This window comes from Halorubellus litoreus (assembly GCF_037081675.1).
GTDB lineage: Archaea > Halobacteriota > Halobacteria > Halobacteriales > Natrialbaceae > Halorubellus > Halorubellus litoreus.
Window position 1 is genome coordinate 127361 of sequence record NZ_JAZAQL010000002.1, and the last position, 20335, is coordinate 147695.

The window sequence follows — 20335 nt, forward strand, 5'->3', positions numbered from 1 at the left end:
CCACGCGACGCGGCGCTGTTACTCGGTTTCGTCGATGCGCTCGCAGAAGTCCGCGAGCGCGGCGTTGAAGCCGTCCGGGCGTTCGAGCATCGCGAGGTGCGCTGCTTCTTCGACGATGGCGACGTCGCAGTCGCCGAGTTCGCTCGCGAGGTAGTCGTGATATCGTGGCGGGGTGAGCGCGTCGTTCTCGCCGACGATGGCGCGACCGGGCGTCGCTATCTCGCCGAGTCGGTCGCGGACGTCGAACGTGTGCGAGGTGAGGAAGTCCCGTTCGACGATGCGCTGGCCGCAGTGCAGCATCGCGGTCTTCGAGAGTTCGACGAGGTCCGGTTCGGGGTCGGCGAACAGGCGGCCGGGGTCGTGGAGCCAGTCGACGGCGCGCTCGAAGTCGTCGGCGAGCCAGTCCCGGAGGTCTTCGAGGACGGCGAGTTTCGCGCCGGTGCCGGCGTAGACGGCGCCGTCGACGGCGAGGTCGTCGTCGCGTTCGAGGAGGCAGTGGAGGACGACGGCGCCGCCGAGCGAGTTCCCGCAGAGGACGCGTGCGTCGGTGGCGTCGGCGACGGCGACGACGTCGTCGGCGTACGCGGCGAGCGTCTCGTAGCCGGGGTCGGCGTCGACGTCGTCGCTCTCGCCGTGACCGGCGAGGTCGAGCGCGACGACCGGCCGTTCGTCGCCGAGGCGAGCCTGAGACTTCCAGACGGCGCGCGTGCCGCCGCTCCCGTGCACGCAGAGAACGGGTGCGCCGTCGCCGCCGCGGTCGAAGACCTCGTACGCTGTCTCGCGGCCCTGATGGGAGACGGTCTGCATACGCGAGATTACTCGGGGTGGTCGCTTAAACCCCGTCGCCCGTTGACGAGGCGGGGGGCGTTCCGGGAGACGAGCGCGTGGGCGCTCGTCGCGACGCCGGTTCGTCGGTATCTGTTCGCTATCTGGTCACTGGTTGTGGTGTGAACCGCGAGTCGACTGCTTTCGATGCACCGCTCCGCCTTCGTGCGTTTCGTAGGGGAAAGATTTATAAGCTATGAACACTAACTCGTAGTTAGGATGAATATACAGCAGTTCACGGAAACCGACGCCCGGTTCGCACGTCGTTACGTCTACGACGACGCGGTCGTCGTCGCCGCCGACCTCGAGTTCACGGACGCCGACGTCGACGTCCTCGGCGACACCGTCATCGTCGTCAGACCGGACGGCGAGCAGTTCGAACTCTCCGTGCCGAGCACGCCGACGCGCGCCTTTATCCGGAACGGCGTCCTCACCATCGAGATGGAGGCTCACGCATGAAACTCACCGTCAAACCCCTCAAGCAGAAGGACGCCGGGCGCGGGCTCGCCGCCATCGACCGGTCGTCGATGGCCGAACTCGACCTCGAGAACGGCGACTACATCCTCATCACCGGGAAGGGTGAGGGGAAGGCCGTCGCGCGCGTCTGGCCCGGGTACCCCGAGGACCAGGGCCAGGGCGTCGTCCGCATCGACGGCCGGCTCCGCCAGGAGGCCGACGTCGGCATCGACGACCGCGTCGAGGTCGAGAAAGCGGACGTCAAGCCCGCAAAGAGCGTCACGGTCGCGCTCCCGCAGAACCTCCGCATCCGCGGGAACATCGGGCCGCTCGTGCGCGACAAGCTCAGCGGGCAGGCAGTGACGAGCGGGCAGACCATCCCGTTCTCGCTCTCGTTCGGGCCGATGGCCGGGAGCGGGCAGAGCGTCCCCTTGAAGGTCGCGAGCACCGACCCGGATGGCACGGTCGTCATCACGGACTCGACGGACGTCCAGATCAGCGAGAAGCCCGCCGAGCAGATCCAGGGCGCCGAGGGCGCCGGGAGCGGCGGCGCCGAGGGCGTCCCGAACGTCACGTACGAGGACATCGGTGGGCTCGACGACGAGCTCGACCAGGTCCGCGAGATGATCGAGCTCCCGATGCGCCACCCCGAGCTGTTCAAGCAACTCGGTATCGAGCCGCCGAAGGGCGTGCTCCTGCACGGCCCGCCGGGGACCGGGAAGACGCTGATGGCGAAGGCGGTCGCGAACGAGATCGACGCGCACTTCCAGACCATCAGCGGCCCGGAGATCATGTCGAAGTACTACGGGGAGAGCGAGGAGCAGCTCCGCGAGGTCTTCGAGGAGGCGGACGAGAACGCGCCCGCGATCGTCTTCATCGACGAGATCGACTCGATCGCCGCGAGCCGCGGCGAGGCGAGCGGTGACGTCGAGCGGCGCGTCGTCGCACAGCTCCTGAGTCTGATGGACGGTCTGGAGGAGCGCGGGCAGGTGACGGTCATCGCGGCGACGAACCGCGTGGACGCCATCGACCCGGCGCTCCGCCGTGGTGGCCGGTTCGACCGCGAGATCGAGATCGGCGTCCCGGACAAGGACGGCCGCATGGAGATCATGCAGGTCCACACGCGCGGGATGCCCATGAGCGATAGCGTCGACCTGGACGAGTACGCGGAGAACACGCACGGGTTCGTCGGCGCGGACCTCGAGTCGCTGGCTCGCGAGGCGGCGATGAACGCGCTCCGGCGCATCCGCCCGGAGCTCGACCTCGAGCAGGAGGAGATCGACGCGGAGGTCCTCGAACAACTGAAGGTCACGGAGTCGGACTTCAAGGAGGCGCTGAAGGGCATCCAGCCGAGCGCGATGCGCGAGGTGTTCGTCGAGGTGCCCGACGTCACGTGGGAGGACGTCGGTGGTCTCGAGGGCACGAAGGAACGCCTCCGTGAGACCATCCAGTGGCCGCTGGATTACCCCGACGTGTTCGAGGCGATGGACCTCCAGGCCGCGAAGGGCGTCCTGATGTACGGCCCGCCGGGGACGGGGAAGACGCTGCTCGCGAAAGCGGTGGCGAACGAGGCGAACTCGAACTTCATCTCGATCAAGGGCCCCGAACTCCTCAACAAGTTCGTCGGGGAGTCCGAGAAGGGCGTGCGCGAGGTGTTCGAGAAGGCGCGGTCGAACGCACCGACGGTGGTGTTCTTCGACGAGATCGACTCGATCGCGACCGAGCGCGGGCAACGCACCGGTGATTCCGGTGTCGGCGAGCGCGTCGTCAGCCAGCTCCTCACGGAGCTCGACGGCTTGGAGGCGCTGGAGGACGTGGTCGTCATCGCGACGACGAACCGCCCGGACCTCATCGACAACGCGCTGCTCCGGCCGGGTCGCCTGGACCGTCACGTCCACGTGCCGGTGCCGGACCGCGAGGCTCGCGAGAAGATCTTCGAGGTGCACACGGAGCACAAGCCGCTCGCGGACGACGTCGACCTGGAGTGGCTCGCGAAGAAGACGGAGGGGTACGTCGGCGCCGACGTCGAGGCCGTGACGCGCGAGGCGAGCATGGCTGCGACCCGCGAGTTCGTGAACTCGGTGAGTCCTGAGGAGATGGGTGACTCCGTCGGGAACGTCCGTATCACGAAGGAGCACTTCGAGCACGCGCTCGACGAGGTGAAAGCGAGCGTCACCGAGGACGTCAAGGAACGCTACGCGCAGATCGAGGAACGGTTCGGCCGCGAGGAGCCCGACCCCGAAGTCGACATGGGTCGGACGTTCCAGTAGGCGTCGTCGAGACGCCGCGTCGTCGTCGCCGGGTCGGCGCGTGCGCTGACGCGCCGATGCGAACCGATGTCGGTTCTTTCTTCGCTGTTCGCGGCGCTGCTAGCCGACGAGCAATGGCTCTCGGTTAGCGTTCGACGACCCAGACCATCTCCTGGCTCGGGGATTCGAGTGGTTCGCGGTCGAAGTCGCCGTACGCGGTCCAGTCGCTGAATCCGGCGGCGTCGAACAGCAGTTCGAACTGGCGTTTCGGGACGAGCGCGAGCGTGGTCTCGCGTTCGGTGAGGAACGCGCCGTTCCGGTGGACCTCGTGGTGGAGGCGAGCGACCTGTTCGACCTCGTCGTCGAGGCTCGTGGTGGCGACCACGCGGTAGTGGTCGTCGTCGACGGTGAGCGTCTGTTCGACGGCGTCGCCGTAGTCGGCGACGACGTCGAACGCGGGGACGAACGTGTTGAGCGCGAACCGACCGCCGGGCGCGAGCGCGTCGCGGACGTTGTGGAGCGCGGCGCGCTGGTCGTCGATGCTCGTGAGGTGGTTGAACATCCGGTTGGGCGCGTACACGACGTCGTACTCGCGGTCGGGGTCGAGGTCGAGGACGTCACCGCGTCGGACGGACGGCGTCAGCCCTCGTGCGGCCGCTTTCTCGCGGAGGACGTCGAGCATCCCCGTGGAGACGTCGACGCCGTCGACGACGAGGCCGGCGGCGAGGAGTTCGAGGTAGACTCGGCCGGTGCCGACGCCGAGTTCGAGCGCCGGCCCGTCGGCGTCCGCGACGAGGTCCCGGTAGAACCGGGCGTCGGCGGGGGTCGCGTCGTCGTCGCCGCTGCGGTGCCGGGCGTCGTAGTAGGCTGCCATCGCGTCGAAGAACGCCGCGTCGTCGTCCATACGAACGAGTCTCGAACTCGAACCAAAGTCGTTTCCGTGGGGTGGGGGACGATAGCGTGGCTGGTGTTCGATTCGTACGACGCTGCGGGCTCGCGGTCAGCCGTCGGCGACGTGGACGTCGCTGCTGGGTTCGTACTCCATCTCGGTCGTGACCTGGTCGGCGATACCGCGGCCGAATTCGCGGGCGACGAGGTGGATGGCGAGGTCGAGGCCGCTGGTGACGCCGCCGCAGGTCAAGATGTCGCCGTCGTCGACGACGCGGGCGTCGCGGACGTCCGCAGTGGTGTCTCGCAGGTCGGGTTCGGCGGCGGCGTGCGTGGCGGCGGGGCGGTCGTCGAGCACGCCCGCCTTCGAGAGCAACATCGCGCCCGTGCAGACCGACGCGACCGCGACGCCGTCGGCGTGGAGTGCGGCGATCGCTTCGGGTATCGTGCCGCGGTCGTACTCGCGGCGGACGCCCGGCGCGTCGGGGTCGGTCCAGCCGCCGCCGGGGACGAGGAGGAGGTCGAGGTCGTCGGTCGCGACCGCGTCGAGCGTCGCGTCGGCGCCGACGCGGAGGCCGTGGCTCGCCGTCACCTCGTCGGCGCCGTCGACCGTGCACAGTGTCACGTCGAGGTCAGCGCCCGCGTTCGCGGCGTTCTCCAGGACCTCGAAGGGACCGATGGCGTCCAACTCGTCGAACCCGTCGAACAGGAGGATGGCGGCGTCCATACCGGCGGTACGCGCGCCGCAACCTACTCGTTTGGGTTACGAGAGGTCGTCGACGTCCGCGAGGATCTCGTCCGCGTGCTCCTCGGGGTCCACGCCCTCGTACGCCAGTTCGACGTCGCCGTCCGCGCCGACGACGTACGTGTTCCGGAAGACGCCGTCGAACGTGTTCCCGAACATCTCCTTCTCGCCGTAGGACTCGTACAGGAGCGACACCTCGCCCTCGGGGTCGCTGAGGAGTTCGAACGGGAGGTCGTACTCGGTCGCGAAGTCGTCGAGGTCGTCGACGGGGTCGTCGCTGATGCCGAGGACGGCGACGTCGCGCTCGCCGTACTCGTCCCAGCGGTCACGGAAACTACACGCTTCGACGGTGCAGCCCTCGGTGTTCGCTCGCGGATAGAAGTACACGACGACGCGCTGGCCCGCGTAGTCCGAGAGCGCGACCCGGTCGCCGTCCTGATTCTGGAGTTCGAAGTCCGGCGCTTCGCTGCCTGGTTCGAGCATACGCCACTCGGAGCGACGCGCGCAAAAGTGGATTTCGTTCTCGGTCGACGCGAGCGAACGAGTCGCGGCGGGTCAGTCCAGGCGCTCGGCGGCGCCCTGCGAGACGAGGACGTCCGCGTTCTCCTCGGGGAGCGTGACGACGTCCTCGGCGGCGAGCGTGTACTCGCGTTCGTCCACGCCGAATATCTCGCCGACGTTCTCCGTGACGCGCAGCGTCGCGCGCTCGTCCTCGCCGCCCGCGTCGCCGCCGGCCGACCCTGACGCCCCGCTCGCGTCTGTCGAGGGTTCGTCGCGGCTCGTCGGGTCGCGGTCGCTCGCGTGCTGTTGGTCGCTCGCCTCGCCGTCTGCGGGGTCGTCGTCGCCGCCCATGAGGTCCGCCGCCGACACGTGGTCCGCGCCGTCCGGGTCGGGCGCGGCGTCGTCGGCCGGCGGTCCGTCGGGTACGTCAGCGACCGCAGCGGCCTCCGACCGCCGCAAGTCCTCGTCTCCGCCCGTGCGCTCGTCGCCGGTCGCGTTCCCGTCCGCGGTCGCGCCGTCGTCACCCGACGCGGCCGTCGGGTCCGCGTCCGCATCGAGGCCGTCCTCGGGGTGCGGGACGTCCGCGTTCGCCGCCGCTGCGTCCGCGCTCGCTCGCGACCCCGCGTCGCTCGACGCCGACGCGTCCCCGCTCGCGGCGGTCGCGTCGTCGCGCGCCCCCGGCGCGACGTCGCCCGCGATGACGTCCAGCATGTGCGCCTTGTTCTCCTCGATGCGCTCCACGAGGTCCGAGAACAACGCCTGCTCCTCGGCCGTGAGGCCGTTCACGTCGTTCGGGTTCGCCATCTCCGCCGACACGAGACTCGCCTTCTTCACGATCTTCCCGAGCCGACGCTCGTAGATCGCCTCCGCGGTGTCCTTCGCCGTCTCGATGTCGTTCGTGAGCTGCTGGACCTCCGGGGACCCGAACGGGTCCTCCGCGCGCTCGGCGGCCCGCTCGCGTTCGGCCTCCAGCTCCTCGACGTACGCCGCCACGTCCCCGTAGAAGGACTCGCGCAGCTGCTGGAGGTCTGACTTCTGTCGTTCCTTGCTCTGCGCGGAGCGGAGTTCGTCGATGTTCATTGCTTTGCGATCTCGGCGTGCCCGCGAGCCATCGCGAAGACGCCGACGTATTCCGGTACGGTTGCTGCGCCTGCCTCCAACGTAAATGTATCGTCGCCCAACTCGACGGTGACCGGTTCGGTCACCTCGATGGCGAGCGCGCCGTCGGACTCGTCGCCGAACACTGGCGATATCGCGTCCTCGAGCGGCTCGAAGTCGGCGACCGCGTCGCGCGGGATGCGTTCGACCATCAGGCCGGTGCCGCCGTGGAGACTCCCCGGGAGGCGGATGAGTCGGTTGATGTCGGTCGTCACCGGTTCGTCGATCGGTGCGGACTCGGCGTCGAACGTCTCCGCGGCGACCTGGCGCGCGAGCGTCAGGAATCGCCCGTGCACCTCGACGTTCCCCTGCGCGATCTGGTCGTAGTTCGCGTCGAACACGTCGACGAGCTTCTCGGCGGACCCCTCGCCGATGCCGTCGTACGCTTGCAGACGCTCGAGTTTGTCCTCGTGGTCGTCCATCGCGCGCACCTCGTCGACGAGCGCGAGGAGGCGGTCGTGGACGCGCTTCCCCCAGCCGCCCGTGGTCGACAGCGTCCGCTTCTCGGTGGGGTTCTCCAACCCGATGCCGTCGACGAGTTCGCGCGCCAGGAGCGCGTCGAGGTCGAGACCCTCCGCGAGGACGTACTCGACGATCTCGCGGCGGTCGCCGCGGCCGAGTTCGTGCACGCCGTCGTCGCGGACGTGGACGTGGTAGCCGCGGCCGCCCGAGAAGACGACGGTGGTGTCCTCGAACCCGAAGTCGTCCTCGAGGACGTCGAGGAGGTCGAGGAGGGCGTCCTTGCAGGTCGCGAGCATCTCGCGGTACGTCGTCTCTTCGGGGTCGACGCCGGGGAGGTGGTCGGCGTCCAGGTCGAAGACGAGGTCGGTGCCCTGCCAGTCCTTCCGGCTCATCGAGTTCGCCGAGGGGTCGCGGTACTGTGCGGCCGAGAAGTAGACGTGCTGGGGGCGTTCCTCGGTGAGGAACCGTCCGAGGTTCCCGACGTCCAGCCAGGAGCGGTGACGGACCATCGTCGTCTGCGCCTGGGCGGTCCACGGGATGTACCCCCACTCGCGTTCGTTCGGCGCCGGTGGCGGCGACACCTCTGTCGCCTCGTAGTGGCGCTTGAACGCTCCGCGGAGGTACGCGACGGTTCGCTCTTCCATGCTTCGAGACCGTACTGGCGGCGGCGTCAAGAACCCACCGTTCGCGACCGACCGTCGACGGGCGACGACTGGAAGCCGTCCGTCCACGAGCCCCGGGGGTTGAAAAACGAGCGTCGGTATCGCCAACAACCTCTATTAGTGCCGACGGGTACGTTCGGGGCATGAACTGGGACGGGCGACTGGGTCGCGTGGTTCGGGATGGGCGACTGGGTCGCGTAGTGCGGGACGGTCGGTTGGGTCGCGTGGCGTTGACGGCGGCGCTCGTGGTGGTGGTGGCGGCGGCGCTCCAGCGGACGGCGTCGCGCGTGTTCGTCTCGAACTTCTCGCTCTCGGGGCCGGGGCTCTCCGCGCTCCTGCTGTTCGGGTTCCTGTCGGTGTGGACGGTGCCGGTGGTGCGGCGACTCGGCTGGGCGCGGTCGGTGCGCGCGGCGGTCGCGGTGCTGCCGTTCGCGGTCGTCGCGTCCGCGCTCGCGGACCCGGTGCTGGCGGGCGCCGGCGCGGTCCTCGCGCTGTCGCTCGCGACGCCGCTGTTGGTCGCGCTCGGCGCTCGCGACCCGGCCTTCCTCCCCGGGCTCGCGGTGGGGGTCGCGTCGGTCGCGGCGGTCCGCGGGTGGCTCGGGACGCTCCCGGCGTACGCGACGCTCGGCGGGACGGCGCTGCTCGTCGGCGTCGCGTTCGTCGCCGGCGCGCTCGCGCTCCGCGAGGACGTCCCCGAACCGGGCGCGTCCGCGGTCGCGTGGCTCGCCGTCTTCGCGCAGGGGCTGTTCCTCGCGTATCCGGCGGCGACCGCGGCCTGGGGCGGCCTCGGGTACGCGGCGACGGCGGTCGCGACCGTCGCCGGCGTCGTCCTCGGCGCCGCGTGGGTCGGGTTCGGGCGGGCGCTCGACCGCCGGGAGGCGGTCGTGGTGGCGGTGGCGTTCGCGCTCGCGCTCGGCGACGTCGTGTGGGTCGGGCAGCTCGGGCCCGTCGCCGTCTTCCTCATGCAGGCGACGTTCCTGCGGCTCGTCGCTGCTGGCCTGCGCGACGACGGCGCGAGCTGGCTCGGGCTCGCGCAGGTCGTCGGGGTCGTCGCGGTCGTCTCGCAGGTGCTCGCGGCGAACTGGGCGTACGTCCCCGGGGGTGCAGCGCTCGCGGGGCACGCGCCGCTGTCGGCGTTCGCGCTCGCCGCGGCGCCCGTGGTCGCCGCGCTCCTCGTCCTCGCTCGTGACGCCGCGGGCGTCGGAGGCGACCCGACCGAGCTCCCGGACGCCGCACGTCGCGACGCGCTCACCGCGCTCGCTCCCGGTGCGCTCGCCGCGCTCTCGCTCGCACCCGGGTCGCTCGACGCGGGCGACGACGGCGCTCGCGCCGAGGGCGCGCCGTACGACGTCGTGACGCTGAACGTCCACCAGTGGATCGACGGGCAGCGCGGCGGGGCGAACTACCGCGACGTCCGCGACCTGCTCGCCGAGCACGACCCGGACGTCGTCGGCCTCCAGGAGACCGAGGGCGGCCGGTACACGACCGGGAGCGCGAACCCCGTTCGGTGGCTCGCCGACGAACTCGACTACCACTACGACTACGGCGTCCCGACGCGCCGCGGCGGGTACGGCGTCGCCGTCCTCTCGAAGTACCCCGTCCTCGACACGAAGGTCGTCTCGCTGCCCGTGCATCAGTCGCCGGCGCGCTGGGCGCTCGTCGCGACGCTCGACGCGCCCGACGGCGAACTCCAGACCATCACGACGCACTTCCAGACGGACATCCCCGAGGACGACGAGCAACTCGGCGAAGCCCAGACGATACTGGGAGAGCTGTTCAGCGACGACCACGAGCGCGCGGTCGTCCTCGGCGACTTCAACGTCCAGCCGAACCAGGACCCCGCGTACGACCGGCTGAAGCGCGACCTCACGGACGCCTGGACGGCCGCCGGCCACCCCGAGACCGGCGGCGGCGGGACGTGGCCCGCGCACGACCCGAGACAGCGCATCGACTACGTCTGGCTCGAAGGCGACTGGACGGTGTCGCGCTGCACGCGCGTCGGCGACGCCGCCGTCAGCGACCACCTCGGCGTCCTCGCGACCGTCGACCCGGGCCGCGGCGAGAATTGAGCGGGCCGCGCGAGGCCTCTTGAACGCACGTCGGCGTTCGCGCGAACCACTACCGTCGTGGCGGTGGCACACTCCCGCATGCAGATCACGGGCGTCACGCAGTACGACCTGAGTCACGCGCTCGAGGGCTCGTTCGAGCCGAACTGGATACCCGGCTACCCCCAGAGCACGCACGAGGTCGGGTTGTTCGAACTCGACACGGACACCGAGCACACGGGGTACGCGGCGAGTCCGTCGTTCGCGGGCGGCCTCACGTACGACGGGCCGCTCTCGCTCTTCTTGACGGGGATGGACCCGCACGACGTGGACGCGGTCCGGCGGAAGCTCGCGAGCGTCGACCTCATCGGGCCGCGACCGTGGCACCTCCTCATGGCGCTCTGGGACCTCGTCGGGAAGGCCGCGGACAAGCCCGTCTACGAGATCCTCGGTGGTTCGAGCGACCCGATTCCGGCGTACGCGAGCGCCGGCGAGGTCGGTGACGTCGACGACCGCCTGGCGTGGACGCAGGCGCGCGTCGACGAGGGCTTCGAGGCGGTGAAGCTCCGGGTCGCGAGCCCCGAGGACGTCCGCATCGTCGAGGCGGTCCGCGAGTCGTTCCCGGACCTCGAGATCATGGTGGACGCGAACAAGGGCTGGGCGGTCCGGGTCATGCGCGAGGAGGAACGCTGGAGCCCGAAGACGGCGCTCTCGGTCGCGCGCGACCTCGAACCGCTGGACGTTCGCTGGCTCGAGGAGCCGCTCCCCAGGCACGACCACGAGTCCTACGCCGACCTCCGCGAGCGCACGAGCGTCCCCATCGCGGGCGGCGAGTTCCTCGACGATGTCGGGGAGTGCTACGACCTCCTCGACGCCGGTGGCGTGGACGTCATCCAGCCGGACGCGGCCATCGTCTCCGGGCTCCGCGGTGGCGTCGGCGTCGCCGCAGCAGCACGCGAGCGCGGCGTCGAGTTCGTCCCGCACACGTGGACGAACGGCCTCGGGTTCGCGGCGAACCTCCACGTCATGGCCGCCGTCGACGCGCCGTACTGCGAGTTCCCGATGGAGCCGCCGTGGACGCCCGACGCCAGGGACTTCCTCCTCGAGGAGACGTTCACGCTCGACGACGACGGCTGCGTCGCGCCCCCGGACGGGCCCGGCCTCGGCGTGACGGTGCGCGAGGAGGTGCTCGACGGATGACTGTCGACGATTCCACGCACGACCTCTCCGACGACGTCCTCGAGCGCCACGAGCGCATCGCCGACGAGGTGCTGTCCCGCGACAGCTACGACCTCCTGATAGACGGCGAGTGGGTGGCGAGCGAGAGCGGCGAGCGAGCGGTCGCGCGCGACGCGACGACGGGCGGCGCCCTGGCCGAGTACTGGGCCGGAAACCGAGAAGACGTCGACCGTGCGGTCGCGGCGGCCAAGAACTCGTTCGAGGGGAAGTGGGGCGAGCAGTCGCCCGTGCAGCGCGGCGAGTACCTCGAGGAACTCGCGGACCGCGTCGCCGACGAGAAGACGCGGCTCGCGCGCCTCGATTCGCTGGAGGTCGGCAAGCCGAACAAGCACTCGCTGTTCGTGGACACGACCGTCGTCGAGGACCAGCTGCGGTACTTCGCGGCGCTCGCGCGCACCGCCGACGAGGGGCGGCGGCCGCCGTCGAGTTCCGACAAGCACGTCTACACGCGCGAGGAGCCCTACGGCGTCGTCGGCGCGGTCGGCGCGTGGAACTTCCCGGCGATGTTCGTCGCGTGGAAGCTCGGCCCCGCGCTCGCCGCGGGGAACACCGTCGTCTACAAGCCCTCCTCGCGGGCCGTGCTGTCGACGCTCGCGCTCGCCGAACTCGCGAACGACGTCCTGCCGCCGGGCGTCGTGAACGTCGTCACCGGGTCGGGGAGCGAGGTCGGTGACGCGCTCACGGGCCACGAGGACGTCCGGAAGGTCTCCTTGACGGGTGGGGCGACCGCGGGGCGGAAGGCGATGGAGAACGCCGCGGCGGACGCGACGCCGGTATCGCTGGAACTCGGCGGGAAGTCCCCCAACATCGTGTTCTCGGATGCGGACCTCGACCAGGCCGTCGAGGGCGCGGTCGTCGCCATCCTCTTCAACCAGGGCCAGCAGTGCACCGCCGGTTCGCGGCTGTTCCTCCACGAAGACATTCGTGAAGAGTTCCTCGAGCGCCTCGCCGACCGCGTCGCGGAGATCTCGGTCGGGGACCCGCTGTCGCCGATGACGGACGTCGGGCCGATGGTCGACCCCGAGCACGCGGCGGCGGTCCGCGAGTACGTCGACGCGGCGCGCGAGCATGGCGCGACCGCGGCCATCGAGGCGGCGGTACCCGACGACCTCGCTGCTGCGCCGTTCGTCCCGCCGGTCGTCTTCGAGGGCGTCGACGACGACGACCGCGTGGCGCGCGAGGAGGTGTTCGGCCCGGTGTTGTCGGTGTTCGAGTTCGTGGAGACCGAGGCGGTCGTCGAGCGCGCGAACGACACGACGTTCGGGCTGGCGGCGGGCGTCTGGACGAGCGACCTGGAGCGCGCGCACGAGGTCGCGGCGGACCTCGACGCTGGAACGGTCTGGGTGAACACGTACAACGACCTGTTCGACCCCGCGCCCCACGGCGGGTTCAAGGCCTCCGGTATCGGTCGCGAGCTCTCGAAGGAGGCGATGGACGCGTACCGGCAGGCGAAGACGGTGAAGATCAGTCTCGGTGGCATCCCGAACCTCGGCTGAATCGACCGCTCGGGCTCGCGCCCGAGCGCCGGCGGCGCGTCGGGACGCACGCGGTGGGACCAGCCGCAGCACCCGTCTTATTCCACATTATTTTTAATGAAAGATTTATGGTCGGGGGCGTCCTGCCTTCGCGTATGCGAGCAGCCGTCTTCCAGGGGGTCGAGCAGCCCCTCGAGGTCGAGGAGGTCGACGAACCGGACTGTCCCGAGCACGGCGTCGTCGTCGAGACCGAAGCCTGCGGTATCTGTCGGAGCGACTGGCACGCCTGGCGCGGCGACTGGGACTGGATCGGCGTCATGCCCACGCCCGGACTGATATTCGGGCACGAGCCCTGCGGGCGCGTCGTCGAGGTCGGCGACCGCGTCGAGACCGTGAACGAGGGCGACCTCGTCACGAACCCGTTCAACCTCGGCTGTGGGAGCTGTCACCACTGCCGGAGCGGTCGGTCGAACGTCTGCGAGCGCAGCGTCCCGATGGGGTTCATCCCCATCCAGAAGGGCGCGTTCGCCGAGTACTACAGCGTCCGCGAGGCCGACCAGAACGTCGTCGTCCTCCCCGACGACGCCGACCCGACCGCGGTCGCGGGACTCGGGTGTCGGTTCGCGACCGCGTTCCACGGCCTCGTTCACCGCGTCGACGTCACCGCCGGCGACTGGGTCGCCGTCCACGGCTGCGGCGGCGTCGGCCTCTCGGCGGTGCACGTCGCGGACGCGCTCGGCGCGAACGTCATCGCCGTGGACCTCGACGAGACGAAACTCGACCGCGCGCTCGACCTCGGCGCGGACCGAACCGTGGACGTCACCGCGGTCGAGGACGTCCCGCAGGCGGTGAAGAAGCACACCGCGAACTCACGGGGCGTCGACGTCTCCGTGGACGCACTCGGTATCGCGGACACGGTCCAGAACTCCGTGAACAGCCTCGGGAAGACCGGCCAGCACCTCCAGATCGGGATGACGACGAGCGAGGAGGGCGGCGAGGTCAGCCTGCCCGTGGACACGATGGTGACGGACGAACGCGAGTTCTACGGCTCCTACGGGTGCCCGCAGGTCGAGTACGAGGAGATATTCCGGATGATGGACACCGGGAAGCTCGACCCCGGCCGCATCGTCGGTGAGACCGTGAGCCTCGACGACGTGCCCGCGGTCATCGAGAACCTCGGCGACTACGACACCGTCGGCATCCCCGTCTGCACCGAGTTCTAGGGTGACGCCGACTCCGCGGTCTCCTCGCTCGCGTCGGACGCCTTCACGTGGCGGTACTGTGCGACGAGGAGCCCGATCGCGCTCGCGACGGTGACGACGGCGCTCACGAACGCGATGACGCCGTGGACGGGAACCCCGGCGACCGTGCGAACGGGGACGCCGGTCCCGAACACGCCGATGAGTGCGCCGAGGACGATACCGAACATGTAGCGCTGCCTGTGCATCTACACCGCCCTATGACGGGACGGTACAAGAACCCGGTCGTGCGTTTCCGGTCATCGAGAACGAGTTGGCGCCGGCTTGCCCTCGCCCTCGCCGCCGGCGACCTCCGCCCACGCACTTGAAGAGGCGTCGGGGTTCGGGGAAACGACGACGCTCGCGGGCGTCGACGGTCGAGTATGGCGATTGCGCTCCCCGACGAGGCCGACGAGTGGATCCAGGCGTGGCAGGACGAACTGAACGCGAGTGACGCGTACAGCGACGCCGGGAGCGGGTGGGGCGAGGGGTTCGACGGGTCGTTCCTCTTCCACATCCGCCCGGACGGCGAGTACAACGGCGAGGACGTCTACCTCTACGTCGACCTCGAGGACGGCGAGTGCACCGACGCGAAGCAGGTCCCGGAGGAGGACGCCGTCGAGTGGGGGTTCGCGTACCGCGGCGACTACGCGGACTGGAAGGCGCTCGTGCACGGTGACCTCGGCGCCATCGACGGCCTGATGTCCGGGAAGTTCGACCTCGACGGCGACATGCAGAAGGTCCTCCAGTACTCCGAGGCCGCCATCGTGATGACGGAGAACGCGGCGGCGGTCGACACCGAGTTCGCGCACTGACCGCGGCTGCCGGCAGCGCGCAGGTCGCGGCTTCGACGGATTGGTCGCGGGAGGCGAGGGATTATGCCGGTGCCGACGAGAGGGGTGAGCATGAAGGCGGTGGGACTCAGGCTCAGGCCGGACGAGGGGGCGTTCCCGGGCGTCGACCGGGCGCTCGCTCGCGCCGCGGACGTGACTCGCGAGGACCTGTCGAACCTCGAGTGGCTGGACGACGGGACGTACCTCCTCCTCTACCGGTTGCGGGCGGACGGCCGGGAGGCCATCGAGACGGTGCTCGAATCCCACGAGGAGGTCATCGAGTACGACGTCGTCGAGAGTGCGACCGGGACGTTCGCGGCGTTCGTGCACGTCGAGGAGCGGCCGTCGCTGTCGGCGCTCCTGGCGCTCGTCGACGAGCACGCGCTCTTGCTCCAGCAACCGTTCTCGTTCGACCCGGACGGCGTCACCGTCACGGTCGTCGGGTCCGGCGACGCGCTCCAGGGGGCGTTCGCGGACGTCGGCGAGGAACTGCCGGTGGACGTCGAGTGGACGGGCGAGTTCGAACCCGACCGCGACGCCACGCTCGCACGCCTCACGGGCCGGCAGCGCGAGGCGTTGCAGGCCGCGTACGACCTCGGGTTCTACGAGACGCCGCGGGCGGCGAGCTACGAGGAGATCGGTGAGGCGCTGGGGTGTGCGCCGTCGACCGCGAACGAGCTCCTGCGGCGCGCCGAGGCCGCGCTCGTCGCGGGCGTCCTCGACTGACGGCCAGTGCAGCGAGTGGCGTGGTCGACGTGCTCGAGGCGGCAGATGGCGCACTTGACGTGACGCCGCCATCAGGCACAAAGCCGACGTTAGAACCGTATAGGCGTGGTTTGTTGCCGTTTTCCGCTCCGTTACCTGGAAGGACCTGGCCGGCAGTCGTCGGCGGTCGACGACCACGCCGAACCGTCCGGGAAGCGACTCGCCATCGACGAGCGGTCGCTCGGCGACTCTCGGGCGGCGATGTCACGCAACCGACCGAGCGCACGCCCCGGTTCGCGGTCGGTACGCCGCCACGACGCGGTCGCGAACTGGGAATCGCGTCGACGACCGTACGTCGTGATTTCCGGCGCGGAACCAACCGAGAGCCCAGGTTTTCGAACTGGTCTGGCGTTCGGGCGTCGCGGTGCCGGTAACGGGCCGTAATCTCGCCGCTCGCTCGGATTGCGGTCTGCTTGTCATGCTATAACAAAGGGGGATTCCGTGACAACGTTCAGTAGAGATGACTACGGACTCGACGGTCGCAAGCGGCGGACGAGAGTGGCTCGTCGTCGCCGTCACGTTCATCGTCGCCAGCAGCATCGTCGTCGCGGGAATCGGTCCGCTGACAGCCTCGGCTGTCGCGACCACCGACCCCGCGACGGAAGCACGGGAGGTCGGCGGTCCGGCGGCGTCGCCGACCGAACCAGGTGTGTTGTCCGGAGACGTCAACCTCTCCGACGCGAACACCACGTTCCGCGGCGCTGCCGAGAACGACTCGCTCGGCGCCGCGGTCACGGACGTCGGCGACCTCGACGGCGACGGCGTCGACGACGTCGTCGTCGGCGCCCCGCGGAACGACACCGCCGGGCCGAACGCGGGCGCAGTCTACGTGTTCTACGGCCCGGTCGAACCCGGCGAGATGAACGCGTCCACCGCGGACGTGACGCTCAACGGCGCCGCGGCGAACAGTCGCGCCGGGGCCGCGCTGGACGCCGCGGACCTCGACGGCGACAACGTCAGCGAACTCCTCGTCGGCGTCCCCGGTGACGACACCGCGGGAGAGAACGCGGGCGCCGTCTACGTCGTCCGTGACGTCCCGTCGCTCCCGGCGAACGCGTCGCTCGCGGCCGCGAGCTCGGTCCTGTACGGGACCGGGGCGGGCGACCGCGCCGGCACGTCGGTCGCGGGCGTCGGGAACCTCACGGACGGTACGCCGGACAGCGTGCTCGTCGGGGCGCCCGGGAACGATTCCGTCGGCGAGGACGCCGGCGCGGTCGCGCTCTTCGACGACGTCCCGGTCGGGAACGCGTCGCTCGCCGAGGCGGACGCGACGTTCGTCGGCGAGGCGAGCGGGGACCGCGCCGGCGCGTCCGTCGACACCGCCGGCGACTTCGACGGCGACGGCGACCACGACCTCCTCGTCGGCGCTCCCCGGAACGACTCCACCGCGGTCGACGCTGGCGCGGCGTACGTCCTCACCGCGGAGACGTTCGACGCCACGCAGTCGCTCGCGGACGCCCAGGTGAAGTACGTCGGCGCGACGGGCCGGGACCTCGCCGGGTTCGCCGTCTCGTACGCCGGCGACGTGAACAACGACTCGTTCGACGACATCGTCGTCGGCGCCCCGTTCAACGACTCGAACGGCGACCAGGCCGGTGCGGCGTACGTCGTCCCGGGGACGCCGGAGGCCGCCGGGACGGCGAACCTGTCGGCGTTCGGGCTCGACCTCTACGGTGAGTCCGCGGGCGACCGCGCGGGCTGGTCGGTCTCGTCGGCCGGGTCGGGCGACGTGACCTGCGACCCGTACGCGGACGTCCTCGTCGGCGCGCCCGGGAACAACTCGACCGCGCCGAACGCGGGCGCCGCGTACCTCGTCGAGGGCAGCGAGACGCTCGCGGACGCCCGGAACCTGTCGACCGCACTCGCCAAACTCGCCGGCGTGGGCGAGGACGACATGGCTGGACGCGCGGTGTCGGACGTCGGTGACGTCACGGGCGACGGCGCGAACGACGTCGTCGTCGGCGCGCCGTTCAACGACAGCGCGACCGCGAACGACACCGGCGCGGCGTACCTCGTGAACGGCGCGTGCGTCGAGCGAACGCCGGAGCCCGAGCCGGAGCCGTCCGGCGACGTCGTGGACGTGTCCTGCGACGCGGTCACGGTCGACGTCGAGAACGTCTCCGAGGGTCGCGTGACCGTGAAGGTGTTCTTCGAGGACGGGACGTCGACGACCGCGACCGAGGACATCGGGTCCGACGGCGAGTTCGACGGCCGCGTCGCGTTCGACAACCCGGAGGACCGGAACGTGAGTCGCGTGAAGCTGTTCGCCGGTGGCGATACGAGTGGCGAGCGCCTCGACGACACCGGCCCCATCGACGTGACGTGCCGCGAACCGGAACCGGAGCCGGAACCGGCGGGGAGCATCCGTGACGTGACGTGCGAGGACGTGAGCGTCCTCGTCAGTAACGCCGATAGCGAGAAGATAACCGTCGAGGTCGAATTCGAGGACGGGACGAGTACGACCGCGACCGAGGACATCGGGTCCGACGGCGAGTTCGACGGTCGCGTGGCGTACTCGAACCCCGACGACAAGAACGTCTCGCGGGTCGTGCTCTACGACGGCGATAGCACGAGCGCGAGCGTCCTGACCGAGACGGGCCCCATCGACGTCACCTGTAACGTGCCGGAACCGGACCCGATTCCGGCGGGGTCCATCCGCGAGGTGACGTGCGAGGACGTGAGCGTCCTCGTCAGTAACGCCGATAGCGAGAACGTCACGATCGAGGTCGAGTTCGAGGACGGGACGAACACGACTGCGACCGCAGCGACGACCGACGGCGAGTTCGACGGCCGCATCCCCTTCGCGAACCCCGACGACAAGAACGTCACCAACGTCGTGCTCTACGACGGCGACGACACGAGCGCGCCGCTGCTCACGGAGTCGGGGCCGGTCGACGTCACCTGTAGCGAGCCCGAGCCGGCGCCGTTCCCGGCGGGGACCATCGAGGAGGTGACGTGCGAGAACGTGAGCGTGGTGGCGAGCAACGTCCAGGCGGAGAACGTCACCGTCCTCGTGACGTTCGCGGACGGGACGAACACGACGGCGACCGCGGCCGCCCCGGGCGGCGAGTTCGACGGGGAGATCCCGTACTCGAACCCCGACGACAAGAACGTGACGCGCGTCCAACTGTTCGAAGGAACCGACACTGCGGGGGAACAGCTGACCGAGACCGGCCCCATCGACGTCACCTGCAACGTGCCGGAACCGGACCCGATACCCGCGGGGTCCATCCTCGACGTCACGTGCGAGAACGTGAGCGTCCTCGTCAGCAACGCGGATAGCGAGAACGTGACGATAAAGGTGGAGTTCGAGGACGGGACGAACACGACGGCGACCGCAGCGACGACCGACGGCGAGTTCGACGGGGAGATCCCGTACTCGAATCCCGACGACAAGAACGTCACGAACGTCGTGCTGTACGACGGCGACGACACCGACGCGCCGCTGCTCACGGAGTCGGGGCCAGTGGACGTCACGTGCAACGTGCCGGAACCGGACCCGATGCCGGCGGGAAGTATCCGCGACGTCACGTGCGAGAACGTCTCAGTCCTGGTGAGCAACGCGGATAGCGAGAACGTGACGATAAAGGTGGAGTTCGAGGACGGAACGAACACGACGGCGACCGCAGCGACGACCGACGGCGAGTTCGACGGCCGCATCCCCTTCGAGAACCCCGACGACAAGAACGTCACGAACGTCGTGCTGTACGACGGCGACGACACCGACGCGCCGCTGCTCACGGAGTCGGGGCCAGTGGACGTGACGTGTAATGAGCCGGTCCAGGAGCCGCCGGTCGACCCGGAGGACGTCACGCTCACCGCCATCTGCGTCGACGCGGAGGACGACCTGGCGCTGTACCGCGTCACGAACGACAACGACGTGCCGGTGACGGTGCAGTACGACGTGTACGGCACCGACGAAGACGGTGAGCTCACGGTCGACGCGAACGACCGGGAGACGTTCGTGGTGAACACCAGCGACGACGGCTCCGCGACGGTACGGTTGTTCTACGACGGCGACCAGATTGACGTGAAGGCGAGCAACACCGAGCAGGCGTGTGACCTCGGCGAACCGAACGACGAAAAGACGACGACGGAGCCGACCACCACGGAACCGACGACGACGGAGCCGACCACCACGGAACCGACGACGACCGAGCCGACGACGACGGAGCCGACGACGACTGAACCGACGACGACGGAGCCGACGACGACCGAGCCGACGACGACGGAACCGACGACGACCGAGCCGACGACGACGGAGCCGACGACGACGGAACCGACGACGACCACGACGACGGAGCCAACCACGACCACGACGACCACGACGACCACGACGGAGTCCGGGGATGCGGCAATCAGTTTCGTCGCGTTCTGTGTCGAGGGTGGCACGCAGGAGGGGAACGACCCGTGTCCATCGGGACAGAGCCTGTTGGTGAAGTTCGAGGAGGCAGGTGGGGACTTCGCTCCGGAAGGCGGGGACTCGATGGGCGTTACGGTCACCGTGAGTGAGACGAAAGAGGGCGGCGAGCCGATCGCGGTCGAGTGGGAGTCCGAGGAGGAGATCGCGTCGGTGATCGTGAAGGCCGGGACGCCCGAGTGCGAGTTCCCCGGTGGGAACAGTGGCACCGCGGAGTCGTGCGGGCCGCCGCCCATGATCTCGAACGTCGACGCGGGATTCGGGAGCGACACCAGCGCGAGCGGGCTGGCGCTCGCGGTGGTCGCCGGGCTGTCAGCGTTCGGCGTGGTCGCGAGGCGACGCGAGCGGTAGTCGCGTCCGCCAGCCCGGTCTCC

The 20335-nt window shown here is 69.9% G+C and carries 16 protein-coding genes; 9 read left to right on the plus strand and 7 right to left on the minus strand.

All coding sequences use genetic code 11. The features are described 5' to 3' along the window. Positions 1-18: 18 nt before the first annotated feature. Positions 19-807 (minus strand): alpha/beta fold hydrolase, encoded by a 789-nt coding sequence (locus VYJ16_RS08000; RefSeq protein ID WP_336349788.1) that lies wholly within the window; start codon positions 805-807, stop codon positions 19-21. Between the two features lie 237 nt (positions 808-1044). Here VYJ16_RS08000 and VYJ16_RS08005 point away from each other — a divergent pair, with 237 nt between their 5' ends. Together VYJ16_RS08005 and VYJ16_RS08010 are read left to right on the plus strand one after the other, a co-directional pair. Further along, complete coding sequence (locus VYJ16_RS08005) at positions 1045-1284, plus strand: DUF7127 family protein (RefSeq protein WP_336349789.1); 240 nt, start codon at positions 1045-1047, stop codon at positions 1282-1284. Beyond that, positions 1281-3551 carry a CDC48 family AAA ATPase gene (locus VYJ16_RS08010; protein ID WP_336349790.1) on the plus strand — a complete coding sequence of 757 codons (2271 nt, stop codon included), beginning with the start codon at positions 1281-1283 and terminating at the stop codon, positions 3549-3551. Before VYJ16_RS08005 ends, VYJ16_RS08010 begins: the two co-directional genes overlap by 4 nt. A 124-nt stretch (positions 3552-3675) precedes the next feature. On the opposite strand, the gene VYJ16_RS08015 is transcribed toward VYJ16_RS08010, so the two are convergent. The 5 genes from VYJ16_RS08015 to priS all read right to left on the minus strand — a co-directional run bounded on the left by VYJ16_RS08015 (position 3676) and on the right by priS (position 7928). Then, a complete protein-coding gene (locus tag VYJ16_RS08015) occupies positions 3676-4434 on the minus strand; it encodes a class I SAM-dependent methyltransferase (RefSeq protein WP_336349791.1) in 759 nt (252 codons plus the stop codon). A gap of 96 nt (positions 4435-4530) precedes the next feature. Beyond that, positions 4531-5145 (minus strand): DJ-1/PfpI family protein, encoded by a 615-nt coding sequence (locus VYJ16_RS08020; protein ID WP_336349792.1) that lies wholly within the window; start codon positions 5143-5145, stop codon positions 4531-4533. Between the two features lie 36 nt (positions 5146-5181). Then, positions 5182-5646 (minus strand): thioredoxin-dependent thiol peroxidase, encoded by a 465-nt coding sequence (gene bcp, locus VYJ16_RS08025; RefSeq protein WP_336349793.1) that lies wholly within the window; start codon positions 5644-5646, stop codon positions 5182-5184. 72 nt (positions 5647-5718) lie between these two features. After that, positions 5719-6744, minus strand: a complete 1026-nt coding sequence (locus VYJ16_RS08030; RefSeq protein WP_336349794.1) for a DNA replication complex subunit Gins51 — start codon at positions 6742-6744, stop codon at positions 5719-5721. Beyond that, positions 6741-7928: a DNA primase small subunit PriS gene (gene priS, locus VYJ16_RS08035; protein ID WP_336349795.1), complete on the minus strand. Its 1188-nt coding sequence runs from the start codon at positions 7926-7928 to the stop codon at positions 6741-6743. Before priS ends, VYJ16_RS08030 begins: the two co-directional genes overlap by 4 nt. 161 nt (positions 7929-8089) lie before the next feature. On the opposite strand from priS, the gene VYJ16_RS08040 reads away from it, so the two are divergent. The 4 genes from VYJ16_RS08040 (at position 8090) to VYJ16_RS08055 (ending at position 13928) form a co-directional block, all read left to right on the plus strand. Further along, positions 8090-10015: an endonuclease/exonuclease/phosphatase family protein gene (locus tag VYJ16_RS08040; protein WP_336349796.1), complete on the plus strand. Its 1926-nt coding sequence runs from the start codon at positions 8090-8092 to the stop codon at positions 10013-10015. Between the two features lie 78 nt (positions 10016-10093). Further along, positions 10094-11191, plus strand: a complete 1098-nt coding sequence (locus VYJ16_RS08045; protein WP_336349797.1) for a mandelate racemase/muconate lactonizing enzyme family protein — start codon at positions 10094-10096, stop codon at positions 11189-11191. Further along, positions 11188-12726 (plus strand): aldehyde dehydrogenase family protein, encoded by a 1539-nt coding sequence (locus VYJ16_RS08050; protein ID WP_336349798.1) that lies wholly within the window; start codon positions 11188-11190, stop codon positions 12724-12726. The genes VYJ16_RS08045 and VYJ16_RS08050 overlap by 4 nt, the downstream gene beginning before the upstream one ends. Positions 12727-12860: 134 nt before the next feature. Beyond that, the gene (locus VYJ16_RS08055; protein WP_336349799.1) at positions 12861-13928 is read left to right on the plus strand and encodes a zinc-dependent alcohol dehydrogenase family protein; all 1068 of its coding nucleotides are present in this window, start codon (positions 12861-12863) and stop codon (positions 13926-13928) included. On the opposite strand, the gene VYJ16_RS08060 is transcribed toward VYJ16_RS08055, so the two are convergent. Continuing rightward, positions 13925-14152, minus strand: a complete 228-nt coding sequence (locus VYJ16_RS08060) for a hypothetical protein (protein ID WP_336349800.1) — start codon at positions 14150-14152, stop codon at positions 13925-13927. The genes VYJ16_RS08055 and VYJ16_RS08060 overlap by 4 nt on opposite strands. Before the next feature lie 174 nt (positions 14153-14326). Between VYJ16_RS08060 and VYJ16_RS08065 the strand changes: the two genes are divergently transcribed. From VYJ16_RS08065 to VYJ16_RS08075, 3 genes are all read left to right on the plus strand, one after another. Next, entirely contained in the window at positions 14327-14758 is a 432-nt protein-coding gene (locus VYJ16_RS08065; protein WP_336349801.1) for an SCP2 sterol-binding domain-containing protein, read from the plus strand. A gap of 90 nt (positions 14759-14848) precedes the next feature. Then, positions 14849-15502 carry a helix-turn-helix domain-containing protein gene (locus VYJ16_RS08070; protein WP_336349802.1) on the plus strand — a complete coding sequence of 218 codons (654 nt, stop codon included), beginning with the start codon at positions 14849-14851 and terminating at the stop codon, positions 15500-15502. Positions 15503-16001: 499 nt separating this feature from the next. After that, a complete protein-coding gene (locus VYJ16_RS08075; protein ID WP_336349803.1) occupies positions 16002-20312 on the plus strand; it encodes an integrin alpha in 4311 nt (1436 codons plus the stop codon). Positions 20313-20335: the final 23 nt, after the last annotated feature.